Below are 15,351 nucleotides of genomic sequence, written 5' to 3'. Positions count from 1 at the left end.
GCCACCCGAGGAGCACCCCCATGTCCGACGCCCTGGCCGCGCTCGCCGCCGCCGTCGCGGCGGCGCCGTCGAGCGCCCCCCTGCGCGTCCACTACGCGAGCCTCCTGCTGGCCGCCGGGCGCTCGGTCGAGGCGCTCGAGCAGGCGAGCGCCGCCCTGCGGATCGACCCGGCCGACGGCGAGGCGCTCCGCCTCGTCCAGGAGTCGGCCGTCGCCGCGGCGACCGGAGCCCGCCCCGCGGCCGACCCGTCCTCGACGGGTCCCGCCGCGTCGTCGGACCCGGTCGCCGGGCTGCACGCACCGACGTCGGCGCCGGGCGGCGTCGACGACGGGATCATCACGGGCGTGCCGTCCGACGCGACCGTCCCGCGCGCGCCCGGCGCGCCCGCGCCCGGCACCCCGACCGCGGGGGTCCCCGCGGCGCCCGCCCCCGCGGCCACGCCCGGCGTTCCCGCCGCACCTGGCCCCGAGGCGCCCGGCCCCGCGGCGCCGTCGGGCATCGACTGGGACCGGCTGGAGCACGAGGTGGGCGTCCACGTCCCGGCACCGTTCGTCGAGACACCCGTCGTCGAGGCGCCGTCCGGACAGGTGCCCGGGGAGCCGCCGGCCTCCCCGGGCGGCACGCCCCCCGGGGAGGACGGCGGCACCGTCCCGCCCGCACCGGGTGGCCAGCCGTTCCTCGTCCCCGCGCGCGACGACGCCCCCGACGACGGGTCCGGCCTGCTCGAGGTCTCGCGCGAGACGGTGACGCTCGCGGACGTCGGCGGCCTCGAGCCGGTGAAGCAGCGCATCCGCGAGGCGTTCCTGGAGCCGATGCGGAACCAGGCGATCGCCAAGGCGTTCGGCAAGTCGCTGCGCGGCGGGCTCCTGCTCTACGGGCCGCCCGGGACCGGCAAGACATACATGGCGCGTGCCGTGGCGGGCGAGCTCGGCGCGCGGTTCCTCACGGTGACGCTCGCGGACATCCTCGACAAGTACATCGGGGAGAGCGAGCAGAACCTGCACGCGCTGTTCCAGAAGGCGCGCCAGCTCGCGCCCGCCGTGCTCTTCCTCGACGAGGTCGACGCGATCGGCGGCAAGCGCGCGCAGTACTCCGGCTCGTCGGGCATGCGGACCGTCGTCAACCAGCTCCTCCAGGAGATGGACGGCATCGGCTCCGACAACGACGGGCTGTTCGTCCTCGGCGCCACGAACCACCCGTGGGACGTCGACACCGCGCTGCTGCGGCCGGGGCGGTTCGACCGCGTCGTGCTCGTGCTGCCGCCCGACGAGCCGGCGCGCGAGGCGATCCTGCGCCACCACCTCGCCGGCCGCCCGGTCGCCGGGATCGACCTGCGCTCGGTCGTGCAGCGCACCGACGGCTTCTCCGGCGCTGACCTGGAGCACCTCGCGGCGACGGCGGCCGAGAAGGCGATGATGGACTCCATCGCGTCGGGGCAGGTGCGGCCGATCACCATGGCCGACCTGGACGCGGCGCTCGCGGACGTGCGGCCCTCGACGACGGCGTGGCTCCAGTCGGCGCGCAACGTCGTCACCTTCGCGAACAACGACGGCCGCTACGACGACCTCGCTGCGTACCTGCGCGCGCGGCGCATGCTCTGAGCGCCGGAGGACCCCCGACCGTGAGCACCACGACCGACCCGCGCGCCGTCGCCTCGCGCGCGGAGCTGCTCGTCCAGATGGGGCGGCCCGAGCGCGCGCTCGGCGAGGTCGACGACGCGCTCGCGAGCCTGCCCGACGACCCGCGGCTGCTCCTCACCGCGGCCTGGGTGCGGCTGCGGCTCCAGCGCTCGGCCGAGGCGCTGCCGCTCCTGGAGCAGGTCGTGGGCGCCCAGCCCGCGGCCGACGGCGCGCTGTACCTCCTCTCGATCGCGCGGCAGAACACCGGTGACGTGCCGGGCGCGCGCGACGCCGCGGCGAGGGCGCTCGAGCTCGACCCCGACGACGCGCGGTACCACCTCCAGCTCGCCGACACGCACCTGTCGGGTCGCGTACGCGGGCCGGACCGGCGGCTCGCGCGCGAGCGCATCGCGTCCGCGCTCGAGCTCGCACCCGAGGACCCGGACCGGCTCGCGCAGGCCGCACGGCTCTGGTCGCGGCTCGGCGACGACGACCGGGCGCGCACGCTCGTGCGCCAGGGCCTCGCCGTCGCCCCGGAGCACGAGGACCTGCTCTACCTCGACGCGGCGCTCGCCCTCGACGCGGGACGCAGCGCGAAGGGGTACAGCGGCGTCCTCGCGATGAACCCCGAGCACGCCGAGGCCGGCTACCTGCTGCACCTCAGCGTGTGGCAGCAGATCCTGCGACTCGTCGAGATGCCGGTCCTGCTCGTCGGGGCGGTCGCGCTGGTCGTCGCCTTCTCGATGAGCGACTCGTACGTCGGCAGCGTCCCGGTCTGGGGGATCGTGGTCCTGCTGTGGACCGGGATCACCGCCCTGCGCGTGCTGCCCGTCCTCCTCCAGGTGCCGCGCGGCCTGCTGCGCCGCACGCTGCGCCGGACGCCGTTCCGCGGCGGGACCGTCGCCGCCGTGGTCGTGGGCTGGGTGGGCGTGCTCGCGGGCCTGGCCCTGCTCTACGTGGTGCGCGACGCCGTCGTCGTGCGCTGGTTCCTCGTCGGCCTGGGCGTGGTGCTCGCGGTCACGGCCGTGACGTCCGCAGTCCTGCACGCGGCCATGCTCACGCAGACGCGCGAGCTCGGGTACCTCCCCCCCGGCCCCGTGGGGGCGGCCCGCATCGCCGGGCTCCGGTCGGGCCTGCGCGGCGCCGCCGTGCGTCGCACGGTCGTCATGGGCCTCGTCGCGATCGTGGTCGCCGCGATCGGGCCGGGAGGGTTCGCGCGCGGCGACGCCCGGCCCGTCGCGGCGCTCGCCGCCGTCGCGTTCGTCCTGCCGGTCGCGATCGGCCTGTGGGTCGCCTGGCGCGTGGCCGCCCAGCAGCGCGCGGCGTCGGACGAGCGTGCGGCGGTCGGCGCCGGCGCCGCCGTCCGTGCCGGGCTGGGCGCGGCGGTCCTCCTCGTCACGACGGCGTCCCTCGCGCTCGGCGGGGTCGCGGCGCTCGCCGCGCTGCCCGTGAGCCCGGGCGAGCACGATGCCGACGGCCGCTACGTCCAGGCGCCGAAGGCCCCGCGCGACCCGGACTCGGACGTCCAGGAGTGTGCGGGGCGCCCCGTGACCCGTCTCTCCTGCATCCAGGAGAACAACCGCATCCGGCAGGAGGAGCTGCGCGACCGAATGGAGGACATCGACATCCCGAGCATCGACGTCCCGACGCTCGACCTGCCGGACCTGCCCGACGTCCAGGTGCCCGGAGCCCCGGCCCAGACGACTCCCTGACGCGGTGAGACGTCGGGCGAGCGGGCCGGGCGCCGCCCTACCCCTGGACCCGGTACCGCCTGGCGGTCAGCTGCGGTCAGCCGCGGTCAGCCGCGGTCAGCCGCGGTCAGCCGCGCTCGGCGACACCGCGGGCGGCGGCGCGCTTGGCGACGAACGCCTCGATCCCGTCGAGGAGGATGTCGAGCCCGAACCCGATGTCGCTCTCCCAGTCGTCGGGCTGGGCCTCGGCCGGCGTCCACGCGGCGAGCGCCCCGGTGAGCGCGGGGTACGTCTCGGGGTCGACGAGCCGTGTGAGCACGAGCTCGTAGTCGGCGTACGGGTTGGCGGCCGCGACCGCGTCCTGGTCGAGGTCGGCCTCGGGGGTGTCGGCGGGGAGCCCCTGGGCGTGGCGCACGGCCTCGGCGGCGGCGCGCCGGGTCTCGACCTGCACGCGTCCCTCGCCGAGCACGTGCTGCGCGAGGAGCCCCACGATCTGCAGCTTCTCGTCCGTCGTCAGGTCGAGCGGGGCGAGGATCGCGAACGCGCGGTCGATCCAGCGCAGGCGGTTCGGGCCGACCTGCGCGGTCGTCAGCGGCAGGTCGAGGAACCAGGGGCGGGCGAGGACGCCCTCGATCTGCGCACGCGTCCAGGCCTCGAGCCCCGCGCGCCAGTCGCCCTCGTCGTACGGGGGGAGCGCGAGCACGTCCGCGGCGGCGTCGGCCATGAGGACGAGGAGCTCGTCCTTGCTCTCGACATAGCGGTAGAGCGCCATCGACGAGTACCCGAGCGACTCGGCGACGCGCGCCATGGACACCGCGGGCAGGCCCTCGGCGTCGGCGAGGTCGACGGCGGCGCGCACCACCTGCTCGACGGTCAGCGCGGGCTTGGGACCACGACGCGGGGCGGCGCCGCGTCCCCACAGCCGCGCGATGACGGGAGGCAGCTCCGCACCGGGGGTCGGTCGATCGGTGCTGCGCGCCTCGCTGGGGTCGGTCCCGGTCATCTCGTCATCCTCCCGCGGGTCTTGACCGCCCGCGAAATCGTGTCTACCGTACACAGAATAGTAGGTGTCGTAAACAGTTTTCGTTCGACGCGGTTCGCTCGTCCGATCCAGGGAGTCCTCATGCCCGCACCTGACGTGCTCGTGCGTGCCGACGGCCTGCGCAAGAGCTACGGCTCCGCGCGCCGGCCCGTGCGCGTGCTCGACGGCGTCGACCTCACGCTGCACCGGGGCGAGGTCCTCGCTCTCCTCGGCCCCAACGGCGCGGGGAAGACCACCACCGTCCGCATCCTCGCCACGCTCCTGCGGCCCGACGGCGGGACGGCCACCGTCGCGGGCCACGACGTCGTGCGCGACGCCGCGCGCGTGCGCGGGCTGATCAGCCTCACCGGCCAGTACGCGGCGGTCGACGAGAAGCAGTCGGGGCGCGAGAACCTCGCGATGATGGGTCGCCTCGCGCACCTGTCGCGCCGGGCCGCGCGCGCCCGCGTCGACGCCCTGCTGGACGCGTTCGACCTCGTCAGCGCCGCCGACCGCCGGGTCGGCACCTACTCCGGCGGCATGCGCCGTCGGCTCGATCTCGCGGCCGGTCTCCTCACCCGTCCCCAGGTCATGTTCCTCGACGAGCCCACCACCGGCCTCGATCCGCGCAGCCGCCAGACCATGTGGGAGGTGATCCGCGGCGTCGTCGCCGACGGCACGAGCCTGTTCCTCACGACGCAGTACCTCGAGGAGGCCGACCAGCTCGCCGACCGCGTCGCGCTCGTCGACGGCGGCCGCGTCGTCGCCGAGGGCTCGCCGTCGGACCTCAAGCGCCGCGTCGGCGACGCGAGCATCGAGCTCACCTTCGCGTCGGTCGCCGAGGCAAAGTCGGTCGGGACCGCGGGGCCCTGGCCGGAGGCGTTCGGCGCCACCTCCGCGACGCTCCGCGTCCCCACCGACGGGTCGGTCGAGCACGTGCGCGACGTCCTCGCAGCGGTGGTGGCGACCGGCGTCGAACCGGTGCGGTGGGAGGTGCGCGAGCCGACGCTCGACGACGTGTTCCTCACCCTGACGGGCCACGCCGCGCGGACGCGCGACCGGGACGTCGCGACCGGGACCGACCACGAGGAGACCGCAGCATGACCGCCCAGACCACCGCCGCGCCGTCGGGAACGGCCGCGCGGCTCCCCGCCCCCGTGGCCCGGCCCGGCCGGCACGCGCTCGCCGATGCCGGGACGATGGTCGCGCGCTCGTTGCGGCTCGTGCGCCGCGAGCCGGACGAGCTGATCCTCGCGCTCGTGCTGCCCGTGATGCTCATGATCCTGTTCGTCTACGTGTTCGGCGGCGCGATGAGCGTCGGCACGGACTACGTCACGTACGCGACGCCGGGGATCATCCTGCTCTGCGCGGGGTACGGGGCGTCGAACACGGCGATCGCGGTGGAGCAGGACATGTCCGGAGGCATCATGGACCGGTTCCGGTCGATGCCGATCGCGAGCTGGACGGTGCTCGTGGGGCACGTCGTGGCGAGCGTCGTGAAGAACCTCGTGACGACGGCCGTCGTGCTGGGCGTCGCGTTCCTCATCGGCTTCCGGCCCGACGCGGACGCGCTCGAGTGGCTGGGGGCCGTCGGGGTCGTCGCGGCCTACGTGTTCGCGATCACGAGCATCGCGGCCTTCCTGGGTGTGCTCGTACGCTCGCCCGCGGCGGCCGGGGGGTTCAGCTTCTTCATGCTCTTCCTGCCGTACGTGTCGAGCGCGTTCGTGCCACCGGAGACCATGCCGTCGTGGCTGCGCGGGTTCGCGGAGCACCAGCCCGTCACGCCGGTGATCGAGACGATCCGCGGGCTCCTCGTCGGCATGGACTCGACGGGCGCGCCGGTCACGGACCTGGGCCCGACGGCGGCGCTCGCCCTCGCGTGGTGCGCCGGCCTGGTCCTGGTGTTCCTCGGTGCCGCGGCGTACGTGTTCGCCCGGCGCCGCCGTCAGTAGCGGGCGCGACGGCCTGCCGCGCCCGCGGCGAGCCGCCCGGCGAGGGGGACGACGGCCTGGACGGCCAGGCTCGCGACCAGCGCGACCGAGAACGCCGCGGCGACGCCGAGCCGGTCCACGAGGAGCGCGACGAGGAGGCAGAAGACCGCGAACCCGGTGAGTCCGGCGAGCAGGCCGCGGAGCAGGCGGACCGTCTCGGCCGACCCGCGCTGCGCGAGCGCGAAAGCCGCGACCACGCTCGACGCGATCGGGAACGGCGCGAGCACGCCGGTCATCGCGGGCCCGAGCGCGCCTGACGCGGTGGTGACGGCGAGGACGAGCGTCGCGGTCGCGGCGGCGCGCGCCGGCAGGTCCCACCACGGCGCCGCCACGACGGGCGGCGAGGTGTCCGGCACGTCGGGGGGCATGGCCCGGGACGCGCCCCAGAACGTCGCGAGCGCCACCACGAACGCGATCCCGGCGGGAAGCGTCAGCCGGGCGAGGGCGACGTCCGCCACGAGGCACGCGGCCCAGGACGCCGCGAGCGCACCGACCCAGCCGGTCCGGCGCGAGCACCACCCGAACACCACGGCGAACAGGGCGAGGGACGTGAGGCCGAGGAGCGCCGAGGAGGCCGCGGCGGCGCCGAACGCGGTGCCGTGGTCGAGCGTGGCGATGAGCAGGATCGGCCCGGCCACGACGGGCAGCCCGACGAGCACCCCCGTGAGCCGCGCCCCCCAGCGCCGTCCGGCGAGCGTGGACGCGACCACCAGGGCCGGCGCCATCACGAGCTTGAGGAGCAGCGTCACGCGGTCACGGTAGCCGGTGCCGCTCCGGTGGCCCGCTCCCGCCCGCTCGCCGGGCACGAGGTGCCGGAGGGCAGGAAGAAGGGCGGCGGTCCCGGAGTCCTGTCCACCGGGACCGCCGCCCGCGAGGGCGACACCGTCGACGTGAAGCCGCCCCCGAGTCGGGGGCCGGGCGGTGAGGAGGGGCCGCCCGGCCGTGCGCGACGGTCGGTCAGACCGCCGCGAGCCGACGGCGCAGCCCGAGCCCGACGCCCGCGACACCCGCGAGCACGGTCCCGCCGACGAGCGCCGACATGCCGAGCGACACCCGTCCGACGGGGCTGTTCTCGACGCTGTCCTTGAGCTCGGCCGTGCCGTCGGAGAGAGTGCCCGTTCCGTCGGACAGCGTGGCGGCGCCGTCCGCGATGCGGGTGCTGCCGTCGTGCAGGTCCGACGCGCCGTCGGCGAGCGTCGTCGTCCCGGCGTGCAGCGTCGTCGAGCCCTCGGCGAGCGCGGCGTTGCCCGCCGCCAGGGTCGTCGCGCCGCCGGACAGCGTCGTGAGCCCGTTCTGCAGGCGCAGCGTCCCGTCCTCCAGGCGCGTCGTCCCGGCGAACAGGTCGCCCGCGCCCGTGCGCAGCCGCACCGTGCCGGCGGAGAGGTCGGCGGCTCCCGTGGCGGCCCTGGCTGTCCCCGCCTTGAGATCGGCGGCACCCATGGCGAGGTCCGACGTGCCCGTGGCGAGCTCGGAGGTCTTCGTCGCGAGGAACGCGTTGCCACCTGCGATCTGGAAGGCGCCCTCGGCGAGCTGGTTCGTGCCCCGGGCGAGCGCCGCTGAGGCCTCGGCTGCTCCCGTGTTCCCCGCGGAGAGCCGGGCGGCGCCGTCCGCCGTCGCGGCGTTCCCGGCGGCGAGGGTCGTCGCGCCTCCGGACACCTGAGCGGCGCCGTCGGCGAGAGCGCGGGTCGCCCCGGCGAGCGAGGCGTTGCCCGCCGAGACCGTGCTCGCACCGGCGGCCAGCGCCTCGGCCCCTCCGGAGAGCTGAGCCGTCCCGGTGGCGAGACTCTGTGCTCCGCCGGAGACCGTGGCGGCGCCGGAGGCGAGCCCGGCCGCACCCTCCGCGAGCCGCGTCGCGCCCGCGTTCGCCTCCTGGGCGCCGGTGGACACCCGTGCGGCTCCGGTGCTCAGGTCCCGAAGACCCGCCTCGAGCCGAGCCGCGCCTGCGGCGGCACCTTGGTCACCCGAGAGTCCGTCGCGCAGGGCGGCTGCCCCGGCGACGAGCCCCCCGGCGCCGGCGTCGACCTGCGCCGCGCCGTCGCGCACCGAGCCCGCCGCACCCGCGAGCGCGTCGAGCTTCGCCTTGAGGGCCGGGTCGTCGGTCGCCGCGGCCAGTCCCTGGAGCTGTGCCGCGAGGGAGTCCGCTCCCGCGTGGACCTGATCGGCGCCCTGGGCCACCGAACGCGTCCCGTCGGCGAGCCGGGCCGCACCGTCGCGGGCCGAGGAGAGACCCGTGGCGAGTCCCGACGCGCCGTCCCGGAGCTGCGCGGACGCGGCCGCGACCTGCTGAGCACCCGGTGCCAGAAGCGCTGTGCCCGCCTGCAGCGAGCCCGCCCCGGCGGAGAGCTGCCCGGCCCCCTCCGCGACCGTCGCCGCCCCCGGTGCGAGCGCGCTCGCGCCTCGTGCGGTGGCGGCGACACCGTCGCGCAGGGTCGATGCGCCCGCGGAGACGCTGCTCGCACCGGTCGCCAGGTCGCGCGCGCCGGACGCAGCCCCGGAGAGACCCGTGGTGACCGACGACGCCCCGTCCGCGAGGGTGCTCGCCCCGACGGCGAGCCGCGCCGTGCCGTCGGCGAGGTCGGATGCGCCGGTGGCGAGGGCCGAGGTGCCCTCTGCCAGCAGCCCGGCGCCGTGCGCGGCGGTCGCGTTGCCGACGTACAGCTCGGCGGCGCCGTCCTTCAGCGTGGTCGCGCCGTCGGCGATCTGCGACGCACCGTCGGCGGCGCGCGCGTTGCCGGCCGCGAGGCGGGCGGCCCCGGCGTCGAGGTCCTTGCCGCCCGCGGCGAGCCGGGCCGCGCCGCTCGCGGCGTCGCCCGTGCCCGCGGCGAGACGAGCCGCCCCGGCGTTCAGTTCGTCCGCGCCGGCGGCGAGCTCGGTCGCCCCGTCGAGCGCGGTGGTGCCGCCCGCGGCGAGCTGGACCGCGCCGTCGGACGCCTTCTGCGCCCCGGCGACGAGGTCGCCGGCGCCGTCCTCCAGGTCGCCGGCCCCGTCAGCGAGGCGCTGAGCGCCGTCCTGGGCCTCGGCGGTCCCGTCGGCGAGGGTCGCGGCGCCGTCGGAGAGCTGTGCGGCGCCGTCGTCGAGGCGGGTGGCGCCGTCGGCGACCTTGCCGTTGTACACGAGCAGGAACGCGATCAGGCCGGCCACCGCGAGGGCGAGCACGGCGAGCGCGACGGACGTGAGGACCGTGTGGGTGCGCGACGGTCGGGGAGAGGCGTGCTGCGTCATCGGTCGTCCTTCCTCGCGCCCGGCGTCGTCGCAGGGCGGTCGGCAAGAGGGGAGAGGAGCGGGAGAGAGGCGGGGTCACGTGCGTGCCCGCCGCGGGAGTGCGCCGGGACCACGTACCGCCAACGTTGGCGGGACGTGGAGTAGCAGGTAAATCCCGAACGACGCTAGCAACCACCAGGACAGGGCGGACAGCGAGTACTAGGTACTTTCGCCGTCACGATTCGGTCACGGGGCCGAAGTATCAGGTACTCCGCCCCGGAACCTGTCGCTCGGGGCAACGGGCGGGGCGCCGGCGGCCCCGGGCCTGCAGGTACGCACTGTTCATCCACCCGTCACGCGGCGGTCCCGGGACGGTCGTCGGCGCGCCACCGCAGGACACCACCCTCTGCTCGACCCTCGTCGAAGGAGAGACATGTCAGCCATCCCTGAGCGGGCCCCTGAGCGGACCGCGGCACGCACCCCCGAGCGCGCCCCGGCCCGCCGCGCGCGTCTCGCCGCGCTCGTCGCCACGGGCGCGACGCTCACCCTGGGCCTGGGCGCGCTGCCCGCGCTCGCCGCGGCTCCCGCGCACCCGGCCGGCGCTGCGGCGTCGGCCCCGAAGACGGCGCTCGCGACGGCGGGCGCCTGGACGACGCCCACCGCGGACGAGACGTTCCACCGCCTCGCCACGTACCCCGTGTTCCAGAACCGCCCGGCCGGCGAGGACGCCGCGGCCGAGACGGTCGCCGAGATCTCGGCGGTCAGCGAGGACGGGCGCACGGTCGTCCACACGGACGCGCTCGCGCGCCGCATCGGCTTCCTCGACCTCACGGACCCGAGCGCCCCGAAGGGCCTGGGCACGCTGAGCCTCGCCGAGCTCGGGTCCGAGCACGACGAGCCGACGTCGGTCGCGATCGTCGGCGGGTACGTCCTGGTCGTCGTGGACACGTCCGTGAGCTTCACCGAGCCGAGCGGTCGCCTCGACGTCGTCGACCTCGCGACGCGCGAGCGCGTGCGGTCGCTCGACCTCGGCGGCCAGCCCGACTCGATCGCCGTCACGCCCGACGGCACGCACGCCGTCGTCGCGATCGAGAACCAGCGCGACGAGGAGGTCACCCCCGAGGGGGGCGACGAGGGCGACCTCCCGCAGCTCCCCGGCGGCTTCCTCCAGATCCTCGACCTGCCCGGCGACGACCCGGCGGCCTGGTCGACCCGCGCCGTCTCGTTCCTCGACGAGTCCGGTGCGCCGCTCCCCGTGGTCGAGGCGGCCGGCCTCGACACCCCGGAGGACCCCGAGCCCGAGTACGTCGCTGTCAACCCGGCGGGCACCAAGGTCGCGGTGACGCTCCAGGAGAACAACGGCGTCGCCGTCGTCGACGTCGCCACGGGCGAGATCGAGACCGTCTTCTCCGCGGGCGCGGTCGCCGTGTCCGGGATCGACGTGAAGAAGGACGGCGTGATCGACCAGACCGGGTCGATCCCCGCGACGCCGCGCGAGCCCGACGCGATCGGCTGGCTCGACGACGCGCACGTCGCGACCGCGAACGAGGGCGACTGGAAGGGCGGGTCGCGCGGCTGGTCGGTCTTCGACGCCGCGTCGGGTGAGGTCGTGTGGGACGCGGGCGCGGAGCTCGAGCGCCTCGCCGTCCGCGTCGGCCTGCACACGGAGGACCGCGCGGCCAAGAAGGGCGTCGAGCCCGAGGGCCTGACCGTCGCGACGCTCGGCGGGACGCGGTACGCGTTCGTCGGCTCCGAGCGGTCCAACGTCGTCGCCGCCTACGACGTCTCCGACCCGAGCGCCCCGTCGTTCGTCCAGGTGCTCGCGACGACCAACGGTCCCGAGGGGCTGCTCGTCGTCCCGCAGCGCGACCTGCTCGTCGTGTCGAGCGAGGAGGACGACGCCGGTGCGGGCGTGCGGTCGGCCGTCACCGTTTTCGGGCGGGGTGCGCAGTGGGCCGACGGCGGCGGGTCGCCGCAGTTCCCGAGCGTCGTCTCGGCGGACGCGACCGAGGGCGCGCAGGCCGGCGCCCCGATCGGGTGGGGCGCGCTCGGTGCGCTGAGCGCCGACCCCGCCGATCCCCAGCGCCTGTGGACGGCGACCGACGCCGCGTACGCCACGACGCGGCTCCTGGCGCTCGACGTGAGCGGATACGGCGCGGGCTCACCGGCCGTCATCGACCGGACCGTGCCGCTCACGCGCGACGGCGCCCCGGTGGGCCTCGACGTCGAGGGCGTCGCGGCGCGCGCCGACGGCGGGTTCTGGCTCGGCGTCGAGGGCGCGAAGGGTGCGGAGAACGCGATCGTGCGCGTCGACGCCGCGGGCGCGGTCGTCGAGTCGGTCGCGCTGCCCGAGGCCGTGTCCGGCGGCCTCGGCAAGCAGGGCATCGAGGGCGTCGCGGTCGCGGCCGCCTCGACGGCAGACGGGGCCGCGAGCGGGGCTGCGGGCGAGCAGGTGTGGGTCGCGCTCCAGCGCGGCCTGACCACCGACGACGGCGGCACGGCGGGCACCGCCCGTCTCGGTCGCTACGACATCGCGTCGGGCACGTGGGACTGGTTCGCGTACCCGCTCGAGCAGACCACGACCGACGGCGACTGGCTCGGCCTCAGCGAGGTGACCGTCGTCGACCACGACACCCTCGCCGTGATCGAGCGCGACAAGCTCAACGGCCCCGCCGCCGCGGTGAAGCGCGTCTACGCGGTCGACGTGCCCGACGTCGGCGTCGGGACCGCGTCGACGACCCCGGTCGCGGTGACCAAGACGCTCGCGCACGACGTCCTGCCCGACCTGCGCGCGACGAACGGCTGGACGCAGGAGAAGCTCGAGGGCCTCACGGTCGGCGGCGACGGCACGGTCTGGGCCATCACCGACAACGACGGCCTCGCCGACGCCACGGGCGAGACCGTCCTCCTGAGCCTCGGCGCGGCCTCGGACGTGTTCGAGGGTCACCTCGACGGCGAGAACCCGGGCGGTCCGGGCGAGCCCGGTGGGACGCCCGGTGCGGGCGAGCAGCCGCCGTCGACCCCGCTGCACACGGTCGGCGCGGACGACCTCACCGACGCGAACCACGGCGGCGTCACGCTCTCCCCGGCGCAGGCCCGCGCGGGCGAGCAGGTCACGGCGACGGCCGAGGGCTTCGCGCCCGGCGAGTGGGTCTCCGCGACCCTCTTCTCGACGCCGGCGGAGCTCGGGATGTACCGCGCGGACGCGTCGGGCAGCCTCACCGCGACCGTGACGGTCCCGGCCGACGTCGCGGCGGGCGAGCACCGGTTCGCGCTCGTCGGGCAGGTGGACGGCCGCGTCCTGTGGACGGAGCTCGAGGTCCTCGCGGTGGACGGCGCGGCCGGCGGGGCCGACGGCGAGGGGTCGGGCCGGCCCGACGGGCTCGCCACGACCGGTGCGCACGTCGGCGCGCTCGTGGGCCTCGCGATCGTGCTGGTCGCGGGCGGCGCGACGATCGTCGTCGCCAGGCGCCGCATGCGTGGCCTCCCGGGCTGACGACCCCGCACGTCGCCGAACCCGGGCTCGCGGGCGGTCTCGAAGGCCGAGCCCGCCCGCAACCCCGGGCTCGGCCGTCCGGGTGACCGGCGTGACCTGCGCGACCGGCTCAGTCGCGGTCGTTGGGCATGAGGGCCCAGAGGATGAGGTAGGCGATGATCTGCGGGCCGGGGAGCAGGATCGAGACGGCGGCGACGATGCGCACGACGGTCGGGTCCCACCCGAACCGACGGGCGATCCCCGCGCACACGCCCGCGATCATCCGACCGTGGCGCGGCCGGGACAGGGTCGGCCGGAACGAGGCTGCGGAGGCGTCTGAGGTGCTCATACCTCGACGGTAGGAGCGCGCCCGCCACGGCGGTATCGGGAAGTCCCCCGAACCGACCCTGATCCTCGGGACACGGACCCTGACCCTGACCTCTGGTTCAACGCCCGAGCGCGGCCTCGAACGCCGCCAGGGCGCGGGGCGACGCGAGCGCGAACGTCACCGCCGTGACGCCGTCGCCGGGGTCGGCGCTCGGACGGGCGGCGGACCACCCGCGCACGGCCCCGACCGCGACCCGCGCGACGTCGTCGACGTCCCAGCCGTAGACGCCCGCGCTCACGGCGGGGAAGGCGACGGTCGCGGCGCCGAGGCCAGCGGCGACGTCGAGCGAGCGCGTGAAGCACGACGCGAGGAGCGCGGGGTCGGTCTGGCCGCGGTGGCGGTTCGGCCCGACGGTGTGGACGACCCAGCGGGCGGGGAGGTCGTAGGCGCCGGTCGCGACGGCGTCACCGACGGGCAGGCCGTCGGGGAGGGTCGTGCGCCGGATCCGGCGGCACTCCTCCAGGAGCCCGGGCCCGGCCGCGGCGTGGATCGCACCGTCCACGCCACCGCCGCCGAGCAGCGACGAGTTGGCGGCGTTGACGACCGCGTCGACCGTGAGCGTCGTGATGTCGGCGAGCCGGGCGTCGAGGTCCATCGTCACATCGTCAGTCGCGCGAGACCACGACGCTCGCGCTGTGGCCGCCGAAGCCGAACGCGTTGACCAGCGCGTGGCGGGCGGTCGTCGACCGGGCGGAGCCGCGGACGACGTCGAGGTCGATCGCCGGGTCCTGCGCGTCGAGGTTGAGCGTGGGCGGCACGCGGCCGTCGCGCACGGCGAGCAGCGCGACGAGGATGCCCAGCGCGCCCGAGGCGCCGAGCAGGTGGCCCGTCGCGCCCTTGGTGCTCGTCACGGGTGGCGGCATGCCGAGCGCGGCGTGGAGGGCGTCGGACTCGTTGACGTCGCCCACCGGGGTCGACGTCGCGTGCGCGTGGACGAGGCCGAGGTCGCCGGGGGAGAGGCCCGCCGACCGCAGGGCCATCCCGATCGTCCGGGCCTGGTTCTCGGGGTCGCCGCCGACGATGTCGAACGCGTCGGAGGTCAGCGCGGCGCCGGAGACGACGCCGTGCACCGCCGCACCGCGCGCCCGCGCGTGCTCCTCGCTCTCGAGGACGAGGAGCGTCGACCCCTCGCCCATGACGAAGCCGTCGCGGTGCGCGTCGAACGGTCGCGACGCGCGCTCGGGCTCGTCGTTGCGCGTCGACATGGCCCGTGCGGCGGCGAACGCGGCGAGGGAGAACGGCCGGACCCCTGCCTCCACGCCGCCGCACACGACGACGTCGGCCGACCCGGCGAGGATCATCTCGCGGCCCATCGTGATCGCCTCCGACCCGGCGGCGCACGCGCTGATCGGCGCCCGCGCGCCCGCCTTGGCGCCCAGGTCGATCGACAGCCACGCCGCGGGCCCGTTGGCCATGAGCATGGTCACGGTGTGCGGCGAGACGCGCCGGGGCCCTTGCTCGTCGAGCACGTGGGACTGGTCGAGCGTCGTCGCGATGCCGCCGTTCGCGGACCCGACGACGACGGCGAGACGCGTCGGGTCGACGTCGGGCGACCCCGCCGACGCCCAGGCCTCGCGGCCCGCGACGAGCGTGAGCTGCTCCGCCCGGTCGGTCCGGCGCGCCTCGCGCACGGCGAGACCTTCCGCGAAGGCGTCGTCCACCCGCGCCGCGATGCGCACGGGCAGGTCGGTGGCCCAGTCTTCCTTGATGGCGTGCACCCCGGGCTCTCCGCGCAGCAGCGCGTCCCAGGTGTCCGCCGCGGTGAGCCCGACCGGGGTCACCGCCCCGTAGCCGGTGACGACGGCTCGTGTCATGGTGTCCCCCTACCTGCGGGCGTCGCCTCGGCGGCGACGGTTGTGGTCGATGGGTCCCATTTCAAGACATCCGTATGGGGTTTGTCTTGTCCGACAGTGTGACAGTGCGCACGCTGTCACCCACCACGAGTGAAGCGGCGGGTCGGTCATC

The 15,351-nt window shown here is 76.1% G+C and carries 11 protein-coding genes; 5 read left to right on the top strand and 6 right to left on the bottom strand.

The features are described 5' to 3' along the window. Nucleotides 1-20 precede the first annotated feature (20 nt). Nucleotides 21-1,601, top strand: a complete 1,581-nt coding sequence (locus ACN9MS_RS19320) for an AAA family ATPase (protein ID WP_426310002.1) — start codon at nucleotides 21-23, stop codon at nucleotides 1,599-1,601. A gap of 20 nt (nucleotides 1,602-1,621) precedes the next feature. Beyond that, nucleotides 1,622-3,331: a tetratricopeptide repeat protein gene (locus tag ACN9MS_RS19315; RefSeq protein WP_426310001.1), complete on the top strand. Its 1,710-nt coding sequence runs from the start codon at nucleotides 1,622-1,624 to the stop codon at nucleotides 3,329-3,331. Between the two features lie 106 nt (nucleotides 3,332-3,437). Here ACN9MS_RS19315 and ACN9MS_RS19310 read toward each other — a convergent pair whose 3' ends face one another. After that, nucleotides 3,438-4,313, bottom strand: coding sequence for a TetR/AcrR family transcriptional regulator (locus ACN9MS_RS19310; RefSeq protein ID WP_426310000.1), 876 nt, complete (start codon nucleotides 4,311-4,313; stop codon nucleotides 3,438-3,440). Nucleotides 4,314-4,433: 120 nt separating this feature from the next. Here ACN9MS_RS19310 and ACN9MS_RS19305 point away from each other — a divergent pair, with 120 nt between their 5' ends. Together ACN9MS_RS19305 and ACN9MS_RS19300 are read left to right on the top strand one after the other, a co-directional pair. Continuing rightward, nucleotides 4,434-5,435 (top strand): ATP-binding cassette domain-containing protein, encoded by a 1,002-nt coding sequence (locus ACN9MS_RS19305; RefSeq protein ID WP_426309999.1) that lies wholly within the window; start codon nucleotides 4,434-4,436, stop codon nucleotides 5,433-5,435. Beyond that, nucleotides 5,432-6,283, top strand: coding sequence for an ABC transporter permease (locus tag ACN9MS_RS19300; protein ID WP_426309998.1), 852 nt, complete (start codon nucleotides 5,432-5,434; stop codon nucleotides 6,281-6,283). Before ACN9MS_RS19305 ends, ACN9MS_RS19300 begins: the two co-directional genes overlap by 4 nt. On the opposite strand, the gene ACN9MS_RS19295 is transcribed toward ACN9MS_RS19300, so the two are convergent. Both ACN9MS_RS19295 and ACN9MS_RS19290 read right to left on the bottom strand, forming a co-directional pair. Beyond that, nucleotides 6,277-7,071, bottom strand: coding sequence for a hypothetical protein (locus tag ACN9MS_RS19295; RefSeq protein WP_426309997.1), 795 nt, complete (start codon nucleotides 7,069-7,071; stop codon nucleotides 6,277-6,279). The genes ACN9MS_RS19300 and ACN9MS_RS19295 overlap by 7 nt on opposite strands. Nucleotides 7,072-7,279: 208 nt before the next feature. Further along, nucleotides 7,280-9,544, bottom strand: coding sequence for a hypothetical protein (locus tag ACN9MS_RS19290; RefSeq protein ID WP_426309996.1), 2,265 nt, complete (start codon nucleotides 9,542-9,544; stop codon nucleotides 7,280-7,282). Between the two features lie 412 nt (nucleotides 9,545-9,956). Here ACN9MS_RS19290 and ACN9MS_RS19285 point away from each other — a divergent pair, with 412 nt between their 5' ends. Then, nucleotides 9,957-13,019, top strand: coding sequence for an esterase-like activity of phytase family protein (locus tag ACN9MS_RS19285; RefSeq protein WP_426309995.1), 3,063 nt, complete (start codon nucleotides 9,957-9,959; stop codon nucleotides 13,017-13,019). A 109-nt stretch (nucleotides 13,020-13,128) separates the two neighbouring features. Here the strand turns inward: ACN9MS_RS19285 and ACN9MS_RS19280 are convergent, their stop codons facing one another. From ACN9MS_RS19280 to ACN9MS_RS19270, 3 genes are all read right to left on the bottom strand, one after another. Next, nucleotides 13,129-13,347 (bottom strand): PspC domain-containing protein, encoded by a 219-nt coding sequence (locus ACN9MS_RS19280; protein WP_426309994.1) that lies wholly within the window; start codon nucleotides 13,345-13,347, stop codon nucleotides 13,129-13,131. Between the two features lie 97 nt (nucleotides 13,348-13,444). After that, nucleotides 13,445-13,981, bottom strand: coding sequence for an O-acetyl-ADP-ribose deacetylase (locus ACN9MS_RS19275; protein ID WP_426309993.1), 537 nt, complete (start codon nucleotides 13,979-13,981; stop codon nucleotides 13,445-13,447). Nucleotides 13,982-13,991: 10 nt separating this feature from the next. Next, nucleotides 13,992-15,200, bottom strand: coding sequence for a beta-ketoacyl-[acyl-carrier-protein] synthase family protein (locus ACN9MS_RS19270; protein WP_426309992.1), 1,209 nt, complete (start codon nucleotides 15,198-15,200; stop codon nucleotides 13,992-13,994). Nucleotides 15,201-15,351 lie beyond the last annotated feature (151 nt).

The sequence above is a fragment of the Cellulosimicrobium sp. E-16 genome (assembly GCF_049913115.1).
Taxonomy (GTDB): Bacteria; Actinomycetota; Actinomycetes; order Actinomycetales; family Cellulomonadaceae; genus Cellulosimicrobium.
Note: the sequence above shows the minus strand (reverse complement) of the source record. Positions and strands in the feature narration are given on the sequence as shown.